14 protein-coding genes are annotated in these 17,238 nt (G+C 52.4%); 7 read left to right on the forward strand and 7 right to left on the reverse strand.

Features of this window, described 5'->3' with window-relative positions:
* Window positions 1–56: 56 nt before the first annotated feature.
* The 6 genes from OGW16_RS00980 to rtcR form a co-directional block, all read right to left on the reverse strand.
* Window positions 57–815: a DeoR/GlpR family DNA-binding transcription regulator gene (locus tag OGW16_RS00980; protein WP_032942078.1), complete on the reverse strand. Its 759-nt coding sequence runs from the start codon at window positions 813–815 to the stop codon at window positions 57–59.
* A complete protein-coding gene (locus OGW16_RS00985; RefSeq protein WP_286517574.1) occupies window positions 802–1,665 on the reverse strand; it encodes a Cof-type HAD-IIB family hydrolase in 864 nt (287 codons plus the stop codon). Before OGW16_RS00985 ends, OGW16_RS00980 begins: the two co-directional genes overlap by 14 nt.
* Before the next feature lie 18 nt (window positions 1,666–1,683).
* Window positions 1,684–2,523, reverse strand: coding sequence for a beta/alpha barrel domain-containing protein (locus tag OGW16_RS00990; protein WP_047407262.1), 840 nt, complete (start codon window positions 2,521–2,523; stop codon window positions 1,684–1,686).
* A gap of 27 nt (window positions 2,524–2,550) precedes the next feature.
* Entirely contained in the window at window positions 2,551–4,137 is a 1,587-nt protein-coding gene (locus OGW16_RS00995; RefSeq protein WP_043018055.1) for a PTS sugar transporter, read from the reverse strand.
* 243 nt (window positions 4,138–4,380) lie between these two features.
* A complete protein-coding gene (gene panS, locus OGW16_RS01000; RefSeq protein WP_043018056.1) occupies window positions 4,381–5,319 on the reverse strand; it encodes a ketopantoate/pantoate/pantothenate transporter PanS in 939 nt (312 codons plus the stop codon).
* A gap of 110 nt (window positions 5,320–5,429) precedes the next feature.
* Window positions 5,430–7,010, reverse strand: coding sequence for an RNA repair transcriptional activator RtcR (gene rtcR / locus OGW16_RS01005; protein WP_087052819.1), 1,581 nt, complete (start codon window positions 7,008–7,010; stop codon window positions 5,430–5,432).
* Between the two features lie 451 nt (window positions 7,011–7,461).
* On the opposite strand from rtcR, the gene OGW16_RS01010 reads away from it, so the two are divergent.
* Window positions 7,462–8,589, forward strand: coding sequence for a slipin family protein (locus tag OGW16_RS01010; RefSeq protein ID WP_193145825.1), 1,128 nt, complete (start codon window positions 7,462–7,464; stop codon window positions 8,587–8,589).
* Between the two features lie 5 nt (window positions 8,590–8,594).
* Window positions 8,595–9,380 carry a nucleotidyltransferase domain-containing protein gene (locus tag OGW16_RS01015; protein ID WP_286517579.1) on the forward strand — a complete coding sequence of 262 codons (786 nt, stop codon included), beginning with the start codon at window positions 8,595–8,597 and terminating at the stop codon, window positions 9,378–9,380.
* Between the two features lie 42 nt (window positions 9,381–9,422).
* Here the strand turns inward: OGW16_RS01015 and lysC are convergent, their stop codons facing one another.
* Window positions 9,423–10,772: a lysine-sensitive aspartokinase 3 gene (gene lysC, locus OGW16_RS01020; RefSeq protein WP_043018060.1), complete on the reverse strand. Its 1,350-nt coding sequence runs from the start codon at window positions 10,770–10,772 to the stop codon at window positions 9,423–9,425.
* Between the two features lie 436 nt (window positions 10,773–11,208).
* Here lysC and pgi point away from each other — a divergent pair, with 436 nt between their 5' ends.
* The 5 genes from pgi (at window position 11,209) to OGW16_RS01045 (ending at window position 17,225) form a co-directional block, all read left to right on the forward strand.
* A complete protein-coding gene (gene pgi / locus OGW16_RS01025; protein ID WP_100193843.1) occupies window positions 11,209–12,855 on the forward strand; it encodes a glucose-6-phosphate isomerase in 1,647 nt (548 codons plus the stop codon).
* A gap of 471 nt (window positions 12,856–13,326) precedes the next feature.
* Entirely contained in the window at window positions 13,327–13,569 is a 243-nt protein-coding gene (yjbE, locus tag OGW16_RS01030; protein WP_043018063.1) for an exopolysaccharide production protein YjbE, read from the forward strand.
* A 187-nt stretch (window positions 13,570–13,756) separates the two neighbouring features.
* Entirely contained in the window at window positions 13,757–14,395 is a 639-nt protein-coding gene (locus OGW16_RS01035; RefSeq protein WP_213733639.1) for a YjbF family lipoprotein, read from the forward strand.
* Window positions 14,392–15,129 (forward strand): capsule biosynthesis GfcC family protein, encoded by a 738-nt coding sequence (locus tag OGW16_RS01040; RefSeq protein ID WP_087051796.1) that lies wholly within the window; start codon window positions 14,392–14,394, stop codon window positions 15,127–15,129. Before OGW16_RS01035 ends, OGW16_RS01040 begins: the two co-directional genes overlap by 4 nt.
* A complete protein-coding gene (locus OGW16_RS01045; RefSeq protein WP_100193844.1) occupies window positions 15,129–17,225 on the forward strand; it encodes a YjbH domain-containing protein in 2,097 nt (698 codons plus the stop codon). The genes OGW16_RS01040 and OGW16_RS01045 overlap by 1 nt, the downstream gene beginning before the upstream one ends.
* Window positions 17,226–17,238: the final 13 nt, after the last annotated feature.

The raw sequence follows: 17,238 nt of genomic DNA on the forward strand, positions 1-17,238 counted from the left end.
GCCGATATCCTCAGTGTACGGTAATCCAGAACCTGCTGATAGCGTCATGTATTGTATTATTCAGCAATACGTAATTTTCCGGCAAAGTCCTGCTGTGTATAGCCCGTTGTTCTGAATCGCTTGTCTGTGATGATGTTATCGATCTCTTTTAATGTGGCGATACACATCACACCGTCCTGGCCAAATTTTGTATGGTCGGCAAGAATTACCGACTTTTTACTCATAGCAATCATTGATTTGGCAACATAGGCTTCATCGAAGCTTTTCACCAGCACACCATGTTGAGGTGAAATACCACCCGCGCCGATGAAGCAGATATCTGCGTGAATAGTGTTTATTTGCTGACAAACGGAGACGCCGAGATTGGCGCGGAAATGGTAGTCATATTCACCACCTAATACATAAACGCGCGCTTTGAGATTATGTTCTTTGATTTTATCGGCAATCAAGGCTGAATTAGTAATAACGGAATAGGCCAGAGGAGGTAATTGTTCGGCCAGAATAAGATTGGTTGTGCAGGAATCAATGAATAGAGTGTCGTGCTCGCTGACCATCCCGGCGGCAAGTTTACCAATTGCCATTTTTTCTTCGCGGTGTATATCAATCCGCGCGCCAAATTCATCTTCCTGAACAACCTGCTTCTTGACGGCTCCACCGTGAATCTTGGTAATTTGCCCTTCAGACTCCAGGATGGAGAGATCGCGGCGAATGGTCTCTGATGTGACTTTTAGCGTTTCCGATAATTTGATAACCGTCACTTCACCGAATTTATTTAATTCATCGAGGATATGTTTTCTTCTTTTAATCGGGTTCATTATTTTCCGCCAACGTCGTGCTTTGGCGCATGGTAACTGGATGTGCAGAGCAACGCAACCACTCCAACGCACAGACAATACCCTCATCATCATTAGAGGCCGTCACATAGCTGGCTTGTTGTTTTACTGCCTCTGGCGCATTCCCCATTGCAATACCAATGCCGGCGGCGGAAAACATACTGATATCGTTTTGCTGGTCGCCAATCGCCGCAACCTTTTCTGCTGTTATATTTAACTGGCGCATTAACATGCTAATAGCATAACCTTTATTTATTTCGCTACGTTGGATATCAATGTAATTCTCCCCAGTGATAGTCGCTGTATAGCCATAAGGTAATTTATTATTCACTTCTGCACACAGTGAATTTATTTTTAACTGCTCAGTAACGAGTGTGATTTTATAAATATCATGCCGGTTTAAAATATTTCCAGGTGCTGCCGAAATAAGTGGTAATTCAAATAAACGGGCTTCATAAGTTGTCCATGGCGCTACCTGTTGGTCGCAACGATGATAAATAGCATCGGCGCTAAAAAAGTGATGAGGACAGAGGGAAAGCGCAATATGTCGGTCAATATCCCGAAGATTCATACAAGAGAGCGCTGCAGTATGGATATTGCGCTGCTGCGCCATCTCGAGAATCTGACCTCCGTTGAAGCCTGCGCACCAACCAAACAGTGCATCAACCTGCTGCTGCTGTAGCAGGCGCATCATAGAGGAGACCGGTCTGGCAGAACAAGCGGCCAGCAGGCCACCGCGCTGGTGGAAATCAATGAGTGCCTGACGTGTGCGTGGACTGATTGTCTTTTGCGAAGTCAGTAGTGTTCCATCCAGATCGGTGACCAGTAACATGCTTCTTTTCCCTTAATATCAATGCGCAATAAACGGTGTGACAGCCTCTTTGGCGGCGTTGCAGACCATATTGTCGATTGCCGTACCGACGACCAGAATATTGACCCCGGTATCCTTAAACGCTTTGGCATTGGCGAGGTTAATTCCGCCTTCCGCCAGCGTCGGCACGCTTACCGCGCCGACCAGTGCCCACAGGCGATCTTTAATGGCTTGCGGAATATCACCTGCGGCTACGCCTTCGTAGCTCATACCGGTCATTAAACCAATCATGTCGACGCCAATTTCCTGCATCCGTTTTGCTACGCTGGCGACCTCTTCCGGAGTGCGTGCAGGAATACCGAAGGTATGCAGGTCATCCGGGTGACCAATATAAGCATCAACGGTCAGGCCATACTGATGGGCGAGATTAACGATGTCCTGTAGATCGTCCCAGTCGGATTTATGGGTGTGTAAGCCATCGGCACCAGCACGGGCAATCTCCAGTATCTCTGCTTCCGTGAGCGGGACTGGTAACGTTTCGGTAAAGCCACCTGCGATACCGACGGTAATGAAGATATCGTCAGGGACCACATTACGTACGCCATGTACTGCTTCGGCCATCTGGCTGTTAGTAATTTCGTGGCGGATTTGTTCCGCCGCGTGCATGTTGCTCACCCCCTTATGCCCACGCGCTAACGCCAGTGCGGGATGGTTCGGTTCGAGCAGCTTAACGCCCGCCTCACATACTGCTTTTGCCAGACGCGCATCGTCGCCAGTTATCCCTGTGCTGAGGATGGTTTGCCCGCCGTGCAGCGTGATGGCATCTTTCACTTTCTGTAACGCTTTAGCGCGTTTTTTATTCATATCGCCTTTAAACATGGTGTACCTCTGATGTTGGTGCATTAATTAATGGGCTGACGCGGTAGATTCTTTCTGTGCGACAGCCTTAAAACGGTTGGCAATAATGGTGGAAATACAGGTCAGGCCCATGACGGTAACCATAACAATCGCCATTTGCAGCGCATTGCTGGATAAGAACGGAGAGGCAAATGCAGGGACATAAGCCACGCCTTTGACGTTAAAGAAACCCAGCATCATGCCGCCCAGACCGGCCCAAACGATCGCTGAACCAAAGACAATTTTGTTGGCAAACATGAACGGATAGGCCGATTCAACGAAGGTCCCAAAGCCGAGGTTGATAAGCAGGCCGGGCGTCGCGACGGCTGCTTCGCTTTTTTCTCGTGGTGCGATGACGTTAGCCAGGTTGATACCTGCAGCAACCATCACCAGGCCCACCATATCGACAGCACCGAGGAAGCTGACGCCGGATTTTTCCATTTCCAGAAGCACCAGCGGCAGAATGACTGCGTGATAGACTCCCCCCAGAATAGCTGGCCAGATAACCAACCCAGCCAGCAGGCCGGCAAGAATAGGGCTGAAGGCCAGCGTGCTTTCGATAGCCAGTTTGATGTAATTACCTGCTGACAGCGCCAGCGGACTCAGCAGATAGTGCATGATTAACCCAGCGGCCAGGCCCGAGATCCCACCCGCTACAATGTTGACGGTGGTCATCGGAAAGCGCCAATTCAGGCATAATTCAAACAGCCAACGAACGAAAATCCCGGCCATCAAACCACCGATGATCCCTCCAATCAGACCGCCTTCTACGGAAAGTACTCCGGCGACCACCCCAGCAACAATTGAGACTTCATCCAGTTCCGAAATCTGTTTTGCTGCGAGAACCGCAACTAAAACCGGCAGGCCCTTCAGTAGAATTTCAAAGATATCGTTGAGTTTTTCCAGGCCCGGAATGTGACTGAGTGCGAGCACGATTGCCATGGCGATAAAGCCCGGCAGCGCAGGGATCATAATGCTGCGAATATTGAAGCGCTTAAGCAGGCTTTTTCCAGAACCGCCCTGTGAAGGAGAAGCGCTGCCCAACTGTGGTTTATATTTAACGCCCCAGTGCTTACACAGTGATGCGATGAAGGAGACTGCGCGGGTTCGGCTGGTGGTTCCCGTCGTGCCCGAGGTTGCGACGACATTTGCCCCTTTTGCCGCCACTAGCGCCATTGAGGTTCCGCCGGTGCCAACAATCGGTGTTTTCATCTCAACAGCGGCGGCAAAGACTGCCTGGTTGGCCTTCACCGGATCGGCGCTCATCACGATGATCCCGTCGATCTCACCGTTACGGATCATCTCAGCAATCCTGAAATCGCTCTCAACTACCGAGTCGTTCACTTCTGAAAGTTTGCCCTGAAATATCCTTTGTGGTTTTTGTTGGTTTTCTGTGGTTAGTGCAAATACAGACGCTGGTGTGTGAGGTTTGGCAGCGTCCATTGAGGCCTCTGCCGCAATGAACTGCACAGCGGCAACTTCCACACCTGCGGCTTCGCACTGCTGGTAAATTTCCTGGAGTAGCTTTTCTGGTTCGGCACCACCCAGGTTGTAGAGGTTGCCTCCACTGCTTCCAATAATCGCAATTTTTTTCATAGCGGCCTCGAAGATAGGGTAAGGGTTTATCTGTGTTGTAGTGGAATCATATTCCCAATTAAAACAAACTAAATCAACATTCTAAAAATGATTAATTTGGGGTTTGAAACAGGTTTATTTGTATATTTGATTGAAATATAACAATTAAATAATTATTTTGTTTTGTGTTGATGTTTGTTGTTTTGTGATGGGGTTCAAATGCAGGTAGGGAGAAATGGAGGATGCCTCCTCCATTTATGAAGATTAGTGTTGTTTTACTGCGTGTGGTTTCTCTTCAATCGGCTTACCGGACCAGTAGCCAGCCAGCAGCGAACCGGAAAGGTTGTGCCAGACGGAGAACAACGCGCCGGGCAGGGCGGCAAGCGGGCCAAAGTAGATCTTGCCCAGCGCAGCGGCAAGTCCTGAATTCTGCATGCCCACTTCGATAGCCAACGTCCGGCAGGTTGACTCGTCGAAACCAAACAGTTTTCCGCCCCAGTAGCCGCCGAGCAGGCCAATGGTGTTATGCAGGATTACGGCGATAATCACCACAAAGCCGACCGACGCAATGTGCGAGGCAGAACCCGCCACGACGGCGCTGATGATTGCCAGAATGCACACCATAGAAAATGCGGGCAGATAGGGTTCCACGGCTTTTACGACGCGTGGGAACAGGTGGTGAATGACCAATCCCAACGCAATCGGAATGACCACGATCTGCAGGATACTCAGCAACATACCCATCACATCGACCTGGATATGCGCATCGACATACAGCCGTGTCAGCAGCGGTGTGGCGACAACGCCGACCAGCGTTGAAACCGATGAAATAGTCACAGAGAGTGCCACATCGCCTTTTGCCAGATAGATCATGACGTTTGATGCCGTTCCGCTGGCGACGCTACCGACCAGCACCATCCCTGCGGATAATTCCGGCGGCATATTAAATGCCAGCGCTAAAATCCATGCGGCGAGCGGCATCACCAGATAGTGCAGGAAAATACCCGCCGCGACGGGGGCTGGACGTGAGAGTACGCGTTTAAAGTCGTCCACCTTCAGGTGAACGCCCATGCCGAACATGATCAGCATCAGTAACGACGGCACGAATGGCCCGACAGGCGTAAAGGTGGTGGGCGTGTAATACGCAATCACAGAGAGCAGCAGCGCCCATAACGGGAACAGCCGCGTGAGAGTAGCGAGCATGTTATATTCCTTGCGATTGAAATGTGTTGTGTTGTTATAAAAAGCCGGGTTCGAGCCCGGCTATAGTTATTGTTTATCGCGTGATGAAATATTATTCAAACAAATTATGTTTATGTTCCGCTGCGAACGTTTTCCCAGCTCAGTCCGAAGCGGGCGAGATATTTGCGCAGGCGGTCTGCATCGTTAGGATTGGCTTTCTTCTGCCGTGAGACGGCAAACAGTTCGCGCCCCGCCTCCGACAGCGACGCGCTGCGGCGGCACACTTCCAACACCGTTTCTAACTGGCGGCGATCGAACAGGTCTATGTCCATGTTCAGTTCAGGTTGCGAAGCGACAATCTGCCAACTCTCCTTTAACAGCGCAATTTCTTCTTCGACAAGGGATAAGGTGATGCGCCCCTGTTCGGCAAGTGTCGCCATTCGCGCGATGGATGAACTTAGCTCGCGAAAATTGCCGCGCCACTGCGCCTGTGGGGAACAGGCAAATGCCAGATAACAAACGCGAGCCTCTTTGTCGAAACGGATCTGCATCTGTTTACGGCTGGAAAAACGGTGTAGCTCATACTCGATGTTCGGGGCGATATCTTCCCGCCGCTGCGCCAGACCGGGCAGGGCGAAGCTCCACATATTGATACGTGCATAGAGATCTTCGCGAAAACGGCCTTCAGCGACCCATTGCTGCATGTCGCGATGGGTTCCGGCTATCAGTTGAAAATCGCTGTGTACTTCTTTGTCCGATCCAAACGGGAAAAAGGTTTTTTCCTCTATCGCTTTTAGCAGCATGGCCTGCTCGTCCAGCCCTAACTCGGCTATCTCATCAAGGAACAGCACGCCGCCATCCGCTTCACGCAGCAGTCCGCTGCGCGCCGTGAGTGCGCCGGTAAACGCCCCTTTCACGTGACCGAACAACGTAGACATCGCATTGTCGCCACGCAGGGTTGCGCAGTTGACGGCGACCAGTTTCCCTGCCACCAGATGCCTCGACTGGCGTAGCTGAAAAATACGTTTCGCCAGGAAGGATTTACCCGCACCGGTGGGGCCGGTGAGCAGGATCGGGTCGGTCGAACGTAATGCTACACGCTCAATGCGATCGATCAGTTTATTGAAGGTGGCGTTGCGCGTATCAATCCCGTCCTTCAGAAAGGAGACAGACTGCTGCTGTTCGCGCTGAAAACGACTGGTGAGCGTGGCATAGCGGCTTAAATCGAGATCGATAACCGAGCAGACGCCAGCGGCGACGGCTTCGTCCGATGAACCGGCTGGTGCCGGGCTGGTTTGTAGCAGGCTGGCGGGCAGGTAGCGGGCTTCCGTCAGCAGAAACCAGCAGATCTGCGCGACGTGCGTCCCGGTGGTGATGTGCACCAGATACTCTTCATTATCCGTATCAAAGCAGTAGTGGGTGGCGAAGTCGAGGAAAGCGGCGTAGACCTCTTCAAAATCCCAGGGGTCGTTAATAGTCACGGCATGTGGGCGTACTTCGGTGTCAGGTGAGAGCAGCGCGACGTCTTCAATCAACCTTTGCGCCATGCTCTCATCGCGTGGCTGGTGCAGCAGTTCCAGTCTGTCGACAGGGAGATCAGGCTGTTGGCACAATCCAACCGTGGGTCGCCACTTTTTAAATCGATTAGCGCGTTTACCGCGCTTGTCCAGCACCGTACCCAGTACGCCAATTACAACCCGCCGCTTTTTCATGGTTTATCCAAAAAGATAAATGTCGATATAAAAAGATAAGAAAATATCTTCGCCACGGCAATCTTTAATCTAAGTGCGTAAAATAAAATGATTGTTAATCAATGAGTTAAAAATTTAATTCACGTATTTTTCTTTTTGGCACGCTTCTGGCAATAACTCTTACGTCAATCACGCTGAAAACGCAGGGGGTTAAACCTCGCCGGCACGTCAGGAACGGTACAGGCTGTTTTCCAGAAGTGTTCCGTCAGCCGATGACACACAGTGGGTTCGATTCCCAATTTCATCCTCCGAATGAAAACTGGTTGTTAATCATAGAAATAAAACGGAGCGATGCGCAGTTAGCACGCTCCAGAACAGGCTGCCGGTAAAGATGCCGTGCGACAGGCAAAAGGGAATTCCCCTGCCGCTTCGCCCCTGCACCCGCACCTGAACGACATAAAGGAATAATAAAATGGCTAAGAAAATCACGATACAAAAAGGGCAGTTAGGTCTTTTATCCCGCGAGGGCGATTACTATCAGACGCTGGAGTCTGGGCAGCACCGTTTGCCGTGGTTTAACGCCCCTGAAGTGCTGATCGTTAATAGGGATGGTAGCGAGGTACCGCAAGCGCTGGCGGAGTATTTGCGTCGTTTCCAGCCTGCATGGGTAGAGCGTTACTGCCTGGTTGTTGATACGACGGATACCGAAGCCGGAGCGTTGTATGTCAACGGTGTTTTACAGGAGATCTGCCCACCTGCCACGCGCCGTCTGTACTGGCGTGCAGAGGAAGCGCTGACGCTGGTTCGCATGGATACTCGTCAGGTTTTGGTACCGGTTGAGGTGATGAATGCGGTATTACAGCCACGACGTAACGGTACGGTGAAAGGTCGTGAAGCCATCTTAACGGTGCAAGTTCCTGCGTGGCACGTTGGTGTGCTGAAAATTGATGGCGAAACCCAGGCGCTGTTACCGCCGGGTTTGACCGCATACTGGAAGATAAACCATCTGATTGAAGCTGAAGTTGTTGATACCCGTTTACAGGTGCTGGAGGTCGGCGGGCAAGAGATCCTGACCAAAGATAAGGTCAATCTGCGATTAAATCTGGCCGCAAACTGGCGTTATAGCGATGTGTTGCAGGCTTTTGGTCAACTGACCAAACCGCTGGACCACCTTTACCGCGAGTTACAGTTTGCGCTGCGTGAAGCGGTGGGAACGCGCACGCTGGACGAACTGCTGGAAGATAAGCAGGTGATCGATGAGGTGGTGAGCGCACAGGTGAAAGCCCGAATGACGCCGTTTGGTATTGAGGTGGCTTCGCTCGGCGTGAAAGATATTGTCCTGCCGGGAGATATGAAAGCCATTTTGTCCCAACTGGTTGAAGCTGAGAAATCCGCTCAGGCCAACGTTATCCGCCGTCGTGAAGAGACTGCCGCGACGCGATCGCTGTTGAATACTGCGAAAGTAATGGAAAACAACCCGGTGGCGCTGCGCTTAAAAGAGCTGGAAACCCTCGAAAGAGTCGCTGAACGTATCGATAAAATCTCGGTGTTTGGTGGCCTCGACCAGGTACTGCACGGCCTTGTGAACATAAAAGGATAAGAATAATGAGCTACAACACAGTGGACGGCGCGATGCGCGAAAGGGTATTGCGCCAGCTAAAAGAGGTAGAGCAGCGCTATGGCGTCAGGGTGCTGTATGCCTGTGAATCCGGCAGCCGCGGCTGGGGATTTGCCTCGCCGGACAGCGACTATGACGTGCGATTTATCTATGTTCATCCGCCCGAGTGGTATCTGCGGGTCGAGGCGCTACGAGATGTTATCGAGTTGCCGATAGATGATGAGCTGGACGTCTGCGGCTGGGAATGGCGCAAGGCGCTGGGGTTACTGAAAGGCGCAAACCCTACGCTTATCGAGTGGCTGGATTCTCCAGTGGTCTATCAGCAGGATGAAGTGACCGTGTCAGCGCTGAAAGCGTTGGTGCCTAAATGGTTTTCTCCACTACGTGCTCGTTGGCACTACTATTCGATGGCGCGGAAAAACTTCCGTGGCTATCTGCAGGGTGACGACGTACGGCTGAAAAAATACTTCTATGTTCTGCGCCCGCTGCTGGCTGTGCGGTGGGTCGAAGCGGGGAAAGGTGTACCACCGATGCGTTTTGCCGACCTGCTGGCGGGAAGTGAACTGGATGCGCCGTTGCGTCAGGAAATTGATGAACTGCTGGAACGCAAGCAGTGCGCGGGAGAAGCGGAGTATGGTCCGCGCCGTCCACTGTTGCATGCGTTTATCCGCGCCGAACTGAAAAGAGGAGAGATTCCGCCGACGTTACCGGATAGTCGGGAGGGTGATGTCAGAGAACTGGACAGATTGTTATATGAAACGGTGATGCGGTGAAAACGCCCGATGGTACAAGAGCCATCGGGCGTTGGCATCTACTCACTCAAACAAATTATGGTGCAGCTTCTGTACCACCTGTTCGGCTTCGGTACCAGGCACCAGGAAGCACAGGTTATGGCTGGACGCGCCGTAGCAAATCATGCGGATGTTGAACGGCTCCAGTACGCCGAACACCTCTTTACCCACGCCACAGGCTTTGGAAAGGTCGTTGCCAATCAGCGCCACCAGCGCCAGGCCTTCTTCCACTTCAACCCGACACAGGGCAGACAGTTCCATCAGCAGAGACTGTGTTAACAGTGTATCCCCGGTGGAGGTCGAACCGGTGGTATCCAGCGTCAGCGCCACGCTGACTTCGGATGTGGTAATTAAATCTACCGAGATGTTATGGCGTGCCAGAATACCGAAAACTTCCGCTAAAAAGCCACGAGAGTGCAGCATATTCAGGCTATGCAGCGTTACCAGCGTTTGCTTACGGCGCAGCGCCAGCGCCCGGAACAGAGGTGGATTCGCGGTTTTATTGCAGACCAGCGTACCGCCTGCTTTTGGATCCTTACTGGAGCCCACAAACACCGGGATATCGCTACGTACGGCTGGCAACAGGGTTGCCGGGTGCAGCACTTTCGCGCCAAAGGTCGCCATTTCCGCGGCCTCTTCAAAGGCGATTTCATCAATACGCTGCGCCGCCGGAACAACGCGTGGATCGGTCGTGTAAATGCCCGGAACATCGGTCCAGATATCGACGCGTGTGGCATGCAGCGCTTCGGCCAGCAGGGCGGCCGTATAATCGCTCCCGCCGCGCCCCAACGTGGTGGTGCGGCCTTTGCCTTCACTGCCAATAAAACCCTGAGTAATCACCAGACCTTCGCTCAGACGCGGTGCCAACTGGAGCGTTGCCAGTTCAGCCAGCGCCGCGACGTCAGGTTCTGCGCGGCCAAAACGATCGTTGGTGCGCATCACTTTACGTACGTCAAACCACTGCGCCTGCACGTTGCGTTCACGCAGGATCTCGACGAACAGCAGGGTAGACATCAGTTCACCGTGGCTGACCAGTTCGTCGGTCAGTGCGGTTGAGGTCGCCAGTGACGCCGCTTCTGCCAGCGTGGTGATGTTTTCCAGCAGACGTTCGATCTCTTCACGGATCACGTTTGGATAACGCAGACGTTCCAGAATATTGAACTGAATTTGACGAATGGCATCGAGTTTTTCGAAGCGCGCGGTTGGCTCCAGCCCTTCAGCCAGTGCGACCAGCAGGTTGGTGATTCCCGCGGAAGCGGAAAGTACCACTACACGGACATTAGCATCAGAAAGCACTACATCAGCGCTACGATTCATGGCATCAAAATCCGCCACGCTGGTACCGCCAAACTTGGAGACAACTACATCAGTCATAACTACCTCGTGTCAGGGAATGAATAGAGCGACCATGGCACATAAGGCAGAACAGAAACCGGTGCAGGCGCAAATGCAAATACCGTATTACATTTCGTCCTTCAATCTGCCTCTTCGTTGGCTGCACCTGCTCACCACAGTCACTTACTTCAGTAAGCTCCTGTGGATTCTCAGGTTTGCCGCCTTGACGCATATCGAATGACTTTATGTATATAAATAAAAGGCATGGCTTGTACTGTCAACGCTGGGATTATGCGGATTTTTCATGCTGCAACTGCGTTGAGTAACGGTACTAATAACAACGCTGATAACCGCTATACTTTTTAGCCACGTTTGGCGGATGCCCTGGCAATGGCATTAAAACAATCACACTTTTCTGTGACTGGCGTTACAATCGATCTCAGTCACAATTCTCAAAATCAGAAGAGTATTGCTAATGAAAAACATCAATCCAACGCAGACCTCAGCCTGGCAGGCACTACAAAAACACTTTGAAGAAATGAAAGACGTTACTATCGCGGATCTGTTCGCGAAAGATAGCGATCGCTTCACTAAGTTTTCCGCGACGTTTGACGATCTGATGCTGGTGGATTTCTCCAAAAACCGCATCACTGAAGAGACGCTGGCTAAACTGCAGGATCTGGCGAAAGAGACCGATTTGGCAGGCGCCATCAAGTCCATGTTCTCCGGTGAGAAAATCAACCGCACCGAAGATCGTGCCGTGCTGCACGTGGCGCTGCGCAACCGTAGCAATACGCCAATCATCGTTGACGGCAAAGATGTCATGCCGGAAGTGAACGCGGTGCTGGAGAAGATGAAATCCTTCTCTGAAGCGATCATCTCCGGAAGCTGGAAAGGCTATACCGGTAAAGCCATCACTGATGTAGTAAACATCGGTATCGGCGGTTCTGACCTCGGTCCGTTCATGGTGACCGAAGCGCTGCGTCCGTATAAAAACCATCTGAACATGCACTTTGTGTCTAACGTCGATGGGACGCACATTGCTGAAGTGCTGAAGAAAGTGAACCCGGAAACCACGCTGTTCCTGGTTGCTTCCAAAACCTTCACTACCCAGGAAACCATGACCAACGCCCACAGCGCACGCGACTGGTTCCTGGCTACCGCAGGCGACAACAAGCACGTTGCCAAACACTTCGCTGCGCTCTCCACTAACGGTAAAGCGGTTGGCGAGTTCGGTATTGATACCGCGAATATGTTCGAGTTCTGGGACTGGGTTGGCGGTCGTTACTCCCTGTGGTCTGCTATCGGTCTGTCCATCATCTTGTCCGTAGGCTTCGACAACTTTGTTGAGCTGCTCTCCGGCGCCCACGCAATGGACAAACACTTCTCCACCACTCCGGCTGAGAAAAACCTGCCAGTGCTGCTGGCGCTGATCGGTATCTGGTACAACAACTTCTTCGGTGCCGAAACCGAAGCGATTCTGCCGTACGACCAGTATATGCACCGTTTCGCGGCCTACTTCCAGCAGGGCAATATGGAATCCAACGGTAAATACGTTGACCGTAACGGCAATGCTGTAGACTACCAGACTGGCCCAATCATCTGGGGTGAGCCGGGTACTAACGGCCAGCATGCGTTCTATCAGTTGATCCACCAGGGCACCAAAATGGTTCCGTGCGATTTCATCGCGCCGGCAATCACCCATAACCCGCTGTCAGATCACCATCCGAAACTGCTGTCTAACTTCTTCGCGCAAACCGAAGCGCTGGCTTTTGGTAAATCTCGTGAAGTCGTTGAGCAGGAATATCGCGACCAGGGTAAAGATCCGGCAACGCTTGACCACGTTGTGCCGTTCAAAGTGTTCGAAGGCAATCGTCCAACTAACTCCATTCTGCTGCGTGAAATCACGCCGTTCAGCCTGGGAGCGCTGATTGCACTGTATGAGCACAAAATCTTCACTCAGGGCGCCATCCTGAACATCTTCACCTTTGACCAGTGGGGCGTTGAGCTGGGCAAACAGCTGGCAAACCGCATTCTGCCAGAGCTGAAAGATGGTTCCGAAGTGAGCAGCCACGACAGTTCTACCAACGGTTTGATTAACTGTTATAAGTCCTGGCGTTAATCTGCTTCTTCCTTCGAACCGCAGCGGTGTTGGCTGCGTACGTTAACCCCGGTCACATAGCTATCTATGCTCCCGGGGATTAACGATCTTGCCGCCTTGCTGCAATTCGAATGAATTTGCAGATTGCTTATAAAAAAAGCCGATATTAATATCGGCTTTTTTTATAAGATTGCTCCAGGATATCTACGTTTTATCTTCATTACTTAATTGAGCTTAATCCTAAAATAATTTCCTTAATGTTGTTCAATATCTGTTGTTTTCGGATTTACCGGATATTGCGTTTTCTATATTTATATTTTAACTGATTGATTAAATGGATGTTATTTTATTTTATTAATCGTTATCTCGCTTGCTGACTAATTATCCTAAATTCCCGTATGGCGTAATTTGCACACTTTGGCTTGTGTATACTCGATCTCGCCCGAAATTCTTTTGGGTAAATCTCCATTCATACAATGAAGGGAATTTGTGATGAAAAAAGTTCTGTATGGCCTTTGGGCTATATCTGCGCTTGCGGCGACTTCTGTCTATGCCGCCCCCGTTGAGGTGGGTGAGGCTGCAGGGTCGGCTGCCGCGTCGGTTTCGGCAGGAAGTTCCTCCGCAACCAGCGTGAGCACCGTAAGTTCTGCGGTGGGGGTTGCCCTGGCGGCGACCGGTGGCGGCGATGGTTCTAATACCGGAACCACCACAACAACAACCACCAGTACCCAGTAATACCGGTACGTAGCCCCTAAATAATTCGCGTTGCAGGAAGGCGGCAAGTGAGTGAGTCCCCGGGAGCATAGATAGCTATGTGACCGGGGTGAGTGAACGTAGCTAACGCATCTGCAACGTGAAGTATGACGGGGATTAATTCTAACCACACTTCGGTGTGGTTATTTTGCCGCTGCGGAGAAACGTCGTGAAGCGACCAGCGATCATAATGGTTTGCCTGTTACTGCAGGCGTGCTCAGCCACCACCGAAGGGTTGGGTCATTCGCTATGGGAGAGCGTGTTTGGTACTCCCGGCGTACAGATGACGGACGATGAAATCCAAAACATGCCCTACGCCAGCCAGTACATGCAACTCAACGGCGGTCCCCAGTTGTTTGTGGTACTCGCGTTCGCAGAAAACGGACAGCAAAAATGGGTGACTCAGGATCGGGCCATTCTCGTCACGCAGCATGGGCGCATTGTGAAAACGCAGCTCGGTGGTGACAACCTGATCGAGATGAATAATCTGGCGACAGACCCGCTCATCAAACCAAATCAAATAATCGATGGCGCAACGTGGACCCGTACGATGGGCTGGACTGAACATCAGCAGGTACGCTATGCCACCGCACGCTCAGTTTTCAAATGGGTTGGCGCAGACACCATCAAAGTCGGCAGCGATAACACGCCGGTACGGCTCCTCGATGAAGAGATAACTACCGAACAAACACGCTGGCATAACCGCTACTGGATCGACAGCGAAGGGCAGATTCGCCAGTCGGAACAGTATCTTGGCGCACGTTACTTCCCGGTGAAAACCACGCTGATTAAGGCGGCAAAATCATGATCAAACGAGCCGTACTGGCGCTGCTGTTAAGTCTGAGCACAGCGTCCGTTTTTGCTGCGGGCAGCGTTAAGGTCTTTACCTCCGCCAGCGCAGAGCCAAAAACGCTGACCGGGGCTGAACATCTGCTCGACCTGGTTGGACAGCCGCAGTTGAGCAATAGCTGGTGGCCAGGCGCAGTTATCAGTGAAGAGCGGGCAACGACTGAGGCGGAACGTCAGCAGCAGGCATTACTGGCCCGCCTGGCGACGCTGAGCGCTGAAGAAAGCGGTGACGATGCCGCATCTATCAAGGCATTACGCCAGCAAATTCAGGCGCTGAAGGTGACCGGCAGACAGAAGATTAATCTCGATCCGGATGTTGTGCGCGTCAGCGAGCAAGGTAACCCGCCGCTGCAGGGCAATTACACGCTGTGGGCCGGAGCGCAGCCAACCGATATCACGCTGTTTGGCCTGCTAAGCCACCCAGGTAAACAACCGTTTATGCCCGGGCGTGATGTCGCCAGCTACCTCGATGGGCAAAGTCGGCTCGGCGGCGCGGATCGTAGCTACGCGTGGGTCATCTATCCCAATGGACGCACGCAGAAAGTACCGGTCGCTTACTGGAACAAACGTCACGTTGAGCCGATGCCCGGCAGCATCATTTTTGTCGGACTCTCTGATGCTGTCTGGAGCAGCACCCCGGATGAAATCAATGCCGATATTCTTCGCACCCTGACCCAGCGGATACCCGAATAATGAGAAAAACTTACCTGCTCAGCTTACTGGCGCTGGGCGTAAGCGTTGCTTGCCACGGTGAAACCTGGCCCGCGCCCATTGGACCTTCGCAGTCCGATTTTGGCGGCGTGGGGCTGCTGCAAACCCCAACCGCACGCATGGCGCGCGAGGGCGAAATGAGCCTCAACTACCGCGACAACGATCAGTACCGCTACTACTCTGCGTCGGTACAACTGTTCCCGTGGCTGGAAACCACGCTGCGCTACACCGATGTGCGTACTAAAAAATACAGCAGCGTCGAGTCGTTTTCAGGCGATCAGACATACAAAGATAAGGCTTTTGATCTCAAATTACGGCTGTGGGAAGAGAGCTACTGGATGCCGCAGGTAGCGGCTGGCGCGCGCGATATTGGCGGGACGGGCCTGTTCGATGCGGAGTATATAGTGGCGAATAAAGCCTGGGGGCCGTTTGATTTCTCGCTTGGCCTGGGCTGGGGATATCTCGGGACCAGCGGCAACGTCAGCAATCCGTTTTGCTCATACAGCGATAAATTCTGCTATCGCGATAACAGCTACAAGCAGGCCGGCTCTATTGACGGCAGCCAGATGTTCCATGGTCCGGCATCATTATTTGGCGGTGTGGAATATCAGACTCCCTGGCAACCACTGCGCCTGAAGCTGGAGTATGAGGGGAATAATTACCAACAGGATTTTGCGGGCAAGCTGGATCAGAAGAGCAAGTTTAACGTCGGCGCTATTTATCGCGTCACCGATTGGGCCGACGTTAACCTGAGCTATGAGCGCGGGAACACCTTTATGTTTGGGGTCACGCTGCGGACTAACTTTAACGATCTGCGGCCAAACTATAACGACAACGCCCGGCCGAAATATCAGCCGCAGCCGCAGGATGCCATCCTGCAACATTCGGTGGTGGCGAATCAGCTAACGTTGCTGAAATATAACGCCGGGCTGGCCGATCCTAAAATTCAGGTGCAGGGCGATACGCTGTATGTGACCGGTGAACAGGTGAAATACCGTGATTCGCGTGAAGGGATCGAACGTGCCAACCGGATCGTGATGAACTCCCTTCCCGACGGGATCCGCGCGATCCGTATTACGGAAAATCGCCTTAACTTGCCGCAGGTGACGACTGAAACGGAGGTTTCCAGCCTCAAGCGCCATCTGGAAGGCGAGCCGTTGGGTCATGAAACCCCACTGGCGCAAAAACGCGTTGAGCCCGTGGTGCCGAAAACGACCGAGCAGGGTTGGTATATCGATAAGTCACGCTTTAATCTCCACATCGATCCGGTGCTTAACCAGTCGGTGGGCGGCCCGGAAAACTTCTATATGTATCAGTTGGGCGTGATGGGAACAGCGGATTGGTGGGTGACCGATCATCTGCTGACCACCGGGAGTTTGTTCGCCAACCTCGCCAATAACTATGACAAATTTAACTACACCAACCCGCCGCAGGATTCGCATTTACCACGAGTGCGTACCCATGTGCGCGAGTATGTGCAAAACGATGTCTACGTGAATAACTTGCAGGCCAACTACTTCCAGTCACTCGGAAACGGGTTCTACGGACAGGTTTACGGTGGCTATCTGGAAACCATGTATGGCGGAGCGGGGGCGGAAGTGCTGTATCGCCCGCTGGACAGCAGTTGGGCGTTTGGTGTTGATGCCAACTACGTGAAACAGCGTGACTGGCGTAGCGCGCAGGACATGATGAAATTCACCGACTACAGCGTGAAGACCGGGCATTTGACGGCTTACTGGAATCCGTCATTCGCTCAGGATGTACTGGTGAAAGCCAGCGTGGGTCAGTATCTGGCGGGGGATAAGGGCGGAACGCTGGAAGTGGCGAAACGCTTTGATAGCGGTGTTGTGGTAGGTGGCTATGCAACCATCACCGATGCCTCGCCGGATGAGTACGGAGAGGGTGATTTTACCAAAGGGGTGTACGTTTCCGTACCGCTGGATCTGTTCTCGTCTGGCCCGACCCGCAGCCGTGCGGCGATTGGCTGGACGCCGTTAACGCGTGATGGCGGCCAGCAGCTTGGACGTAAGTTTGGTCTGTATGATATGACCAGCGACAGAAGTGAGAACTTCCGTTAACGCTTGATCGCCC

Origin of the sequence: Citrobacter sp. Ce104 (assembly GCF_030334595.1) — a bacterium.
Classification (GTDB): Bacteria; Pseudomonadota; Gammaproteobacteria; order Enterobacterales; family Enterobacteriaceae; genus Citrobacter; species Citrobacter europaeus.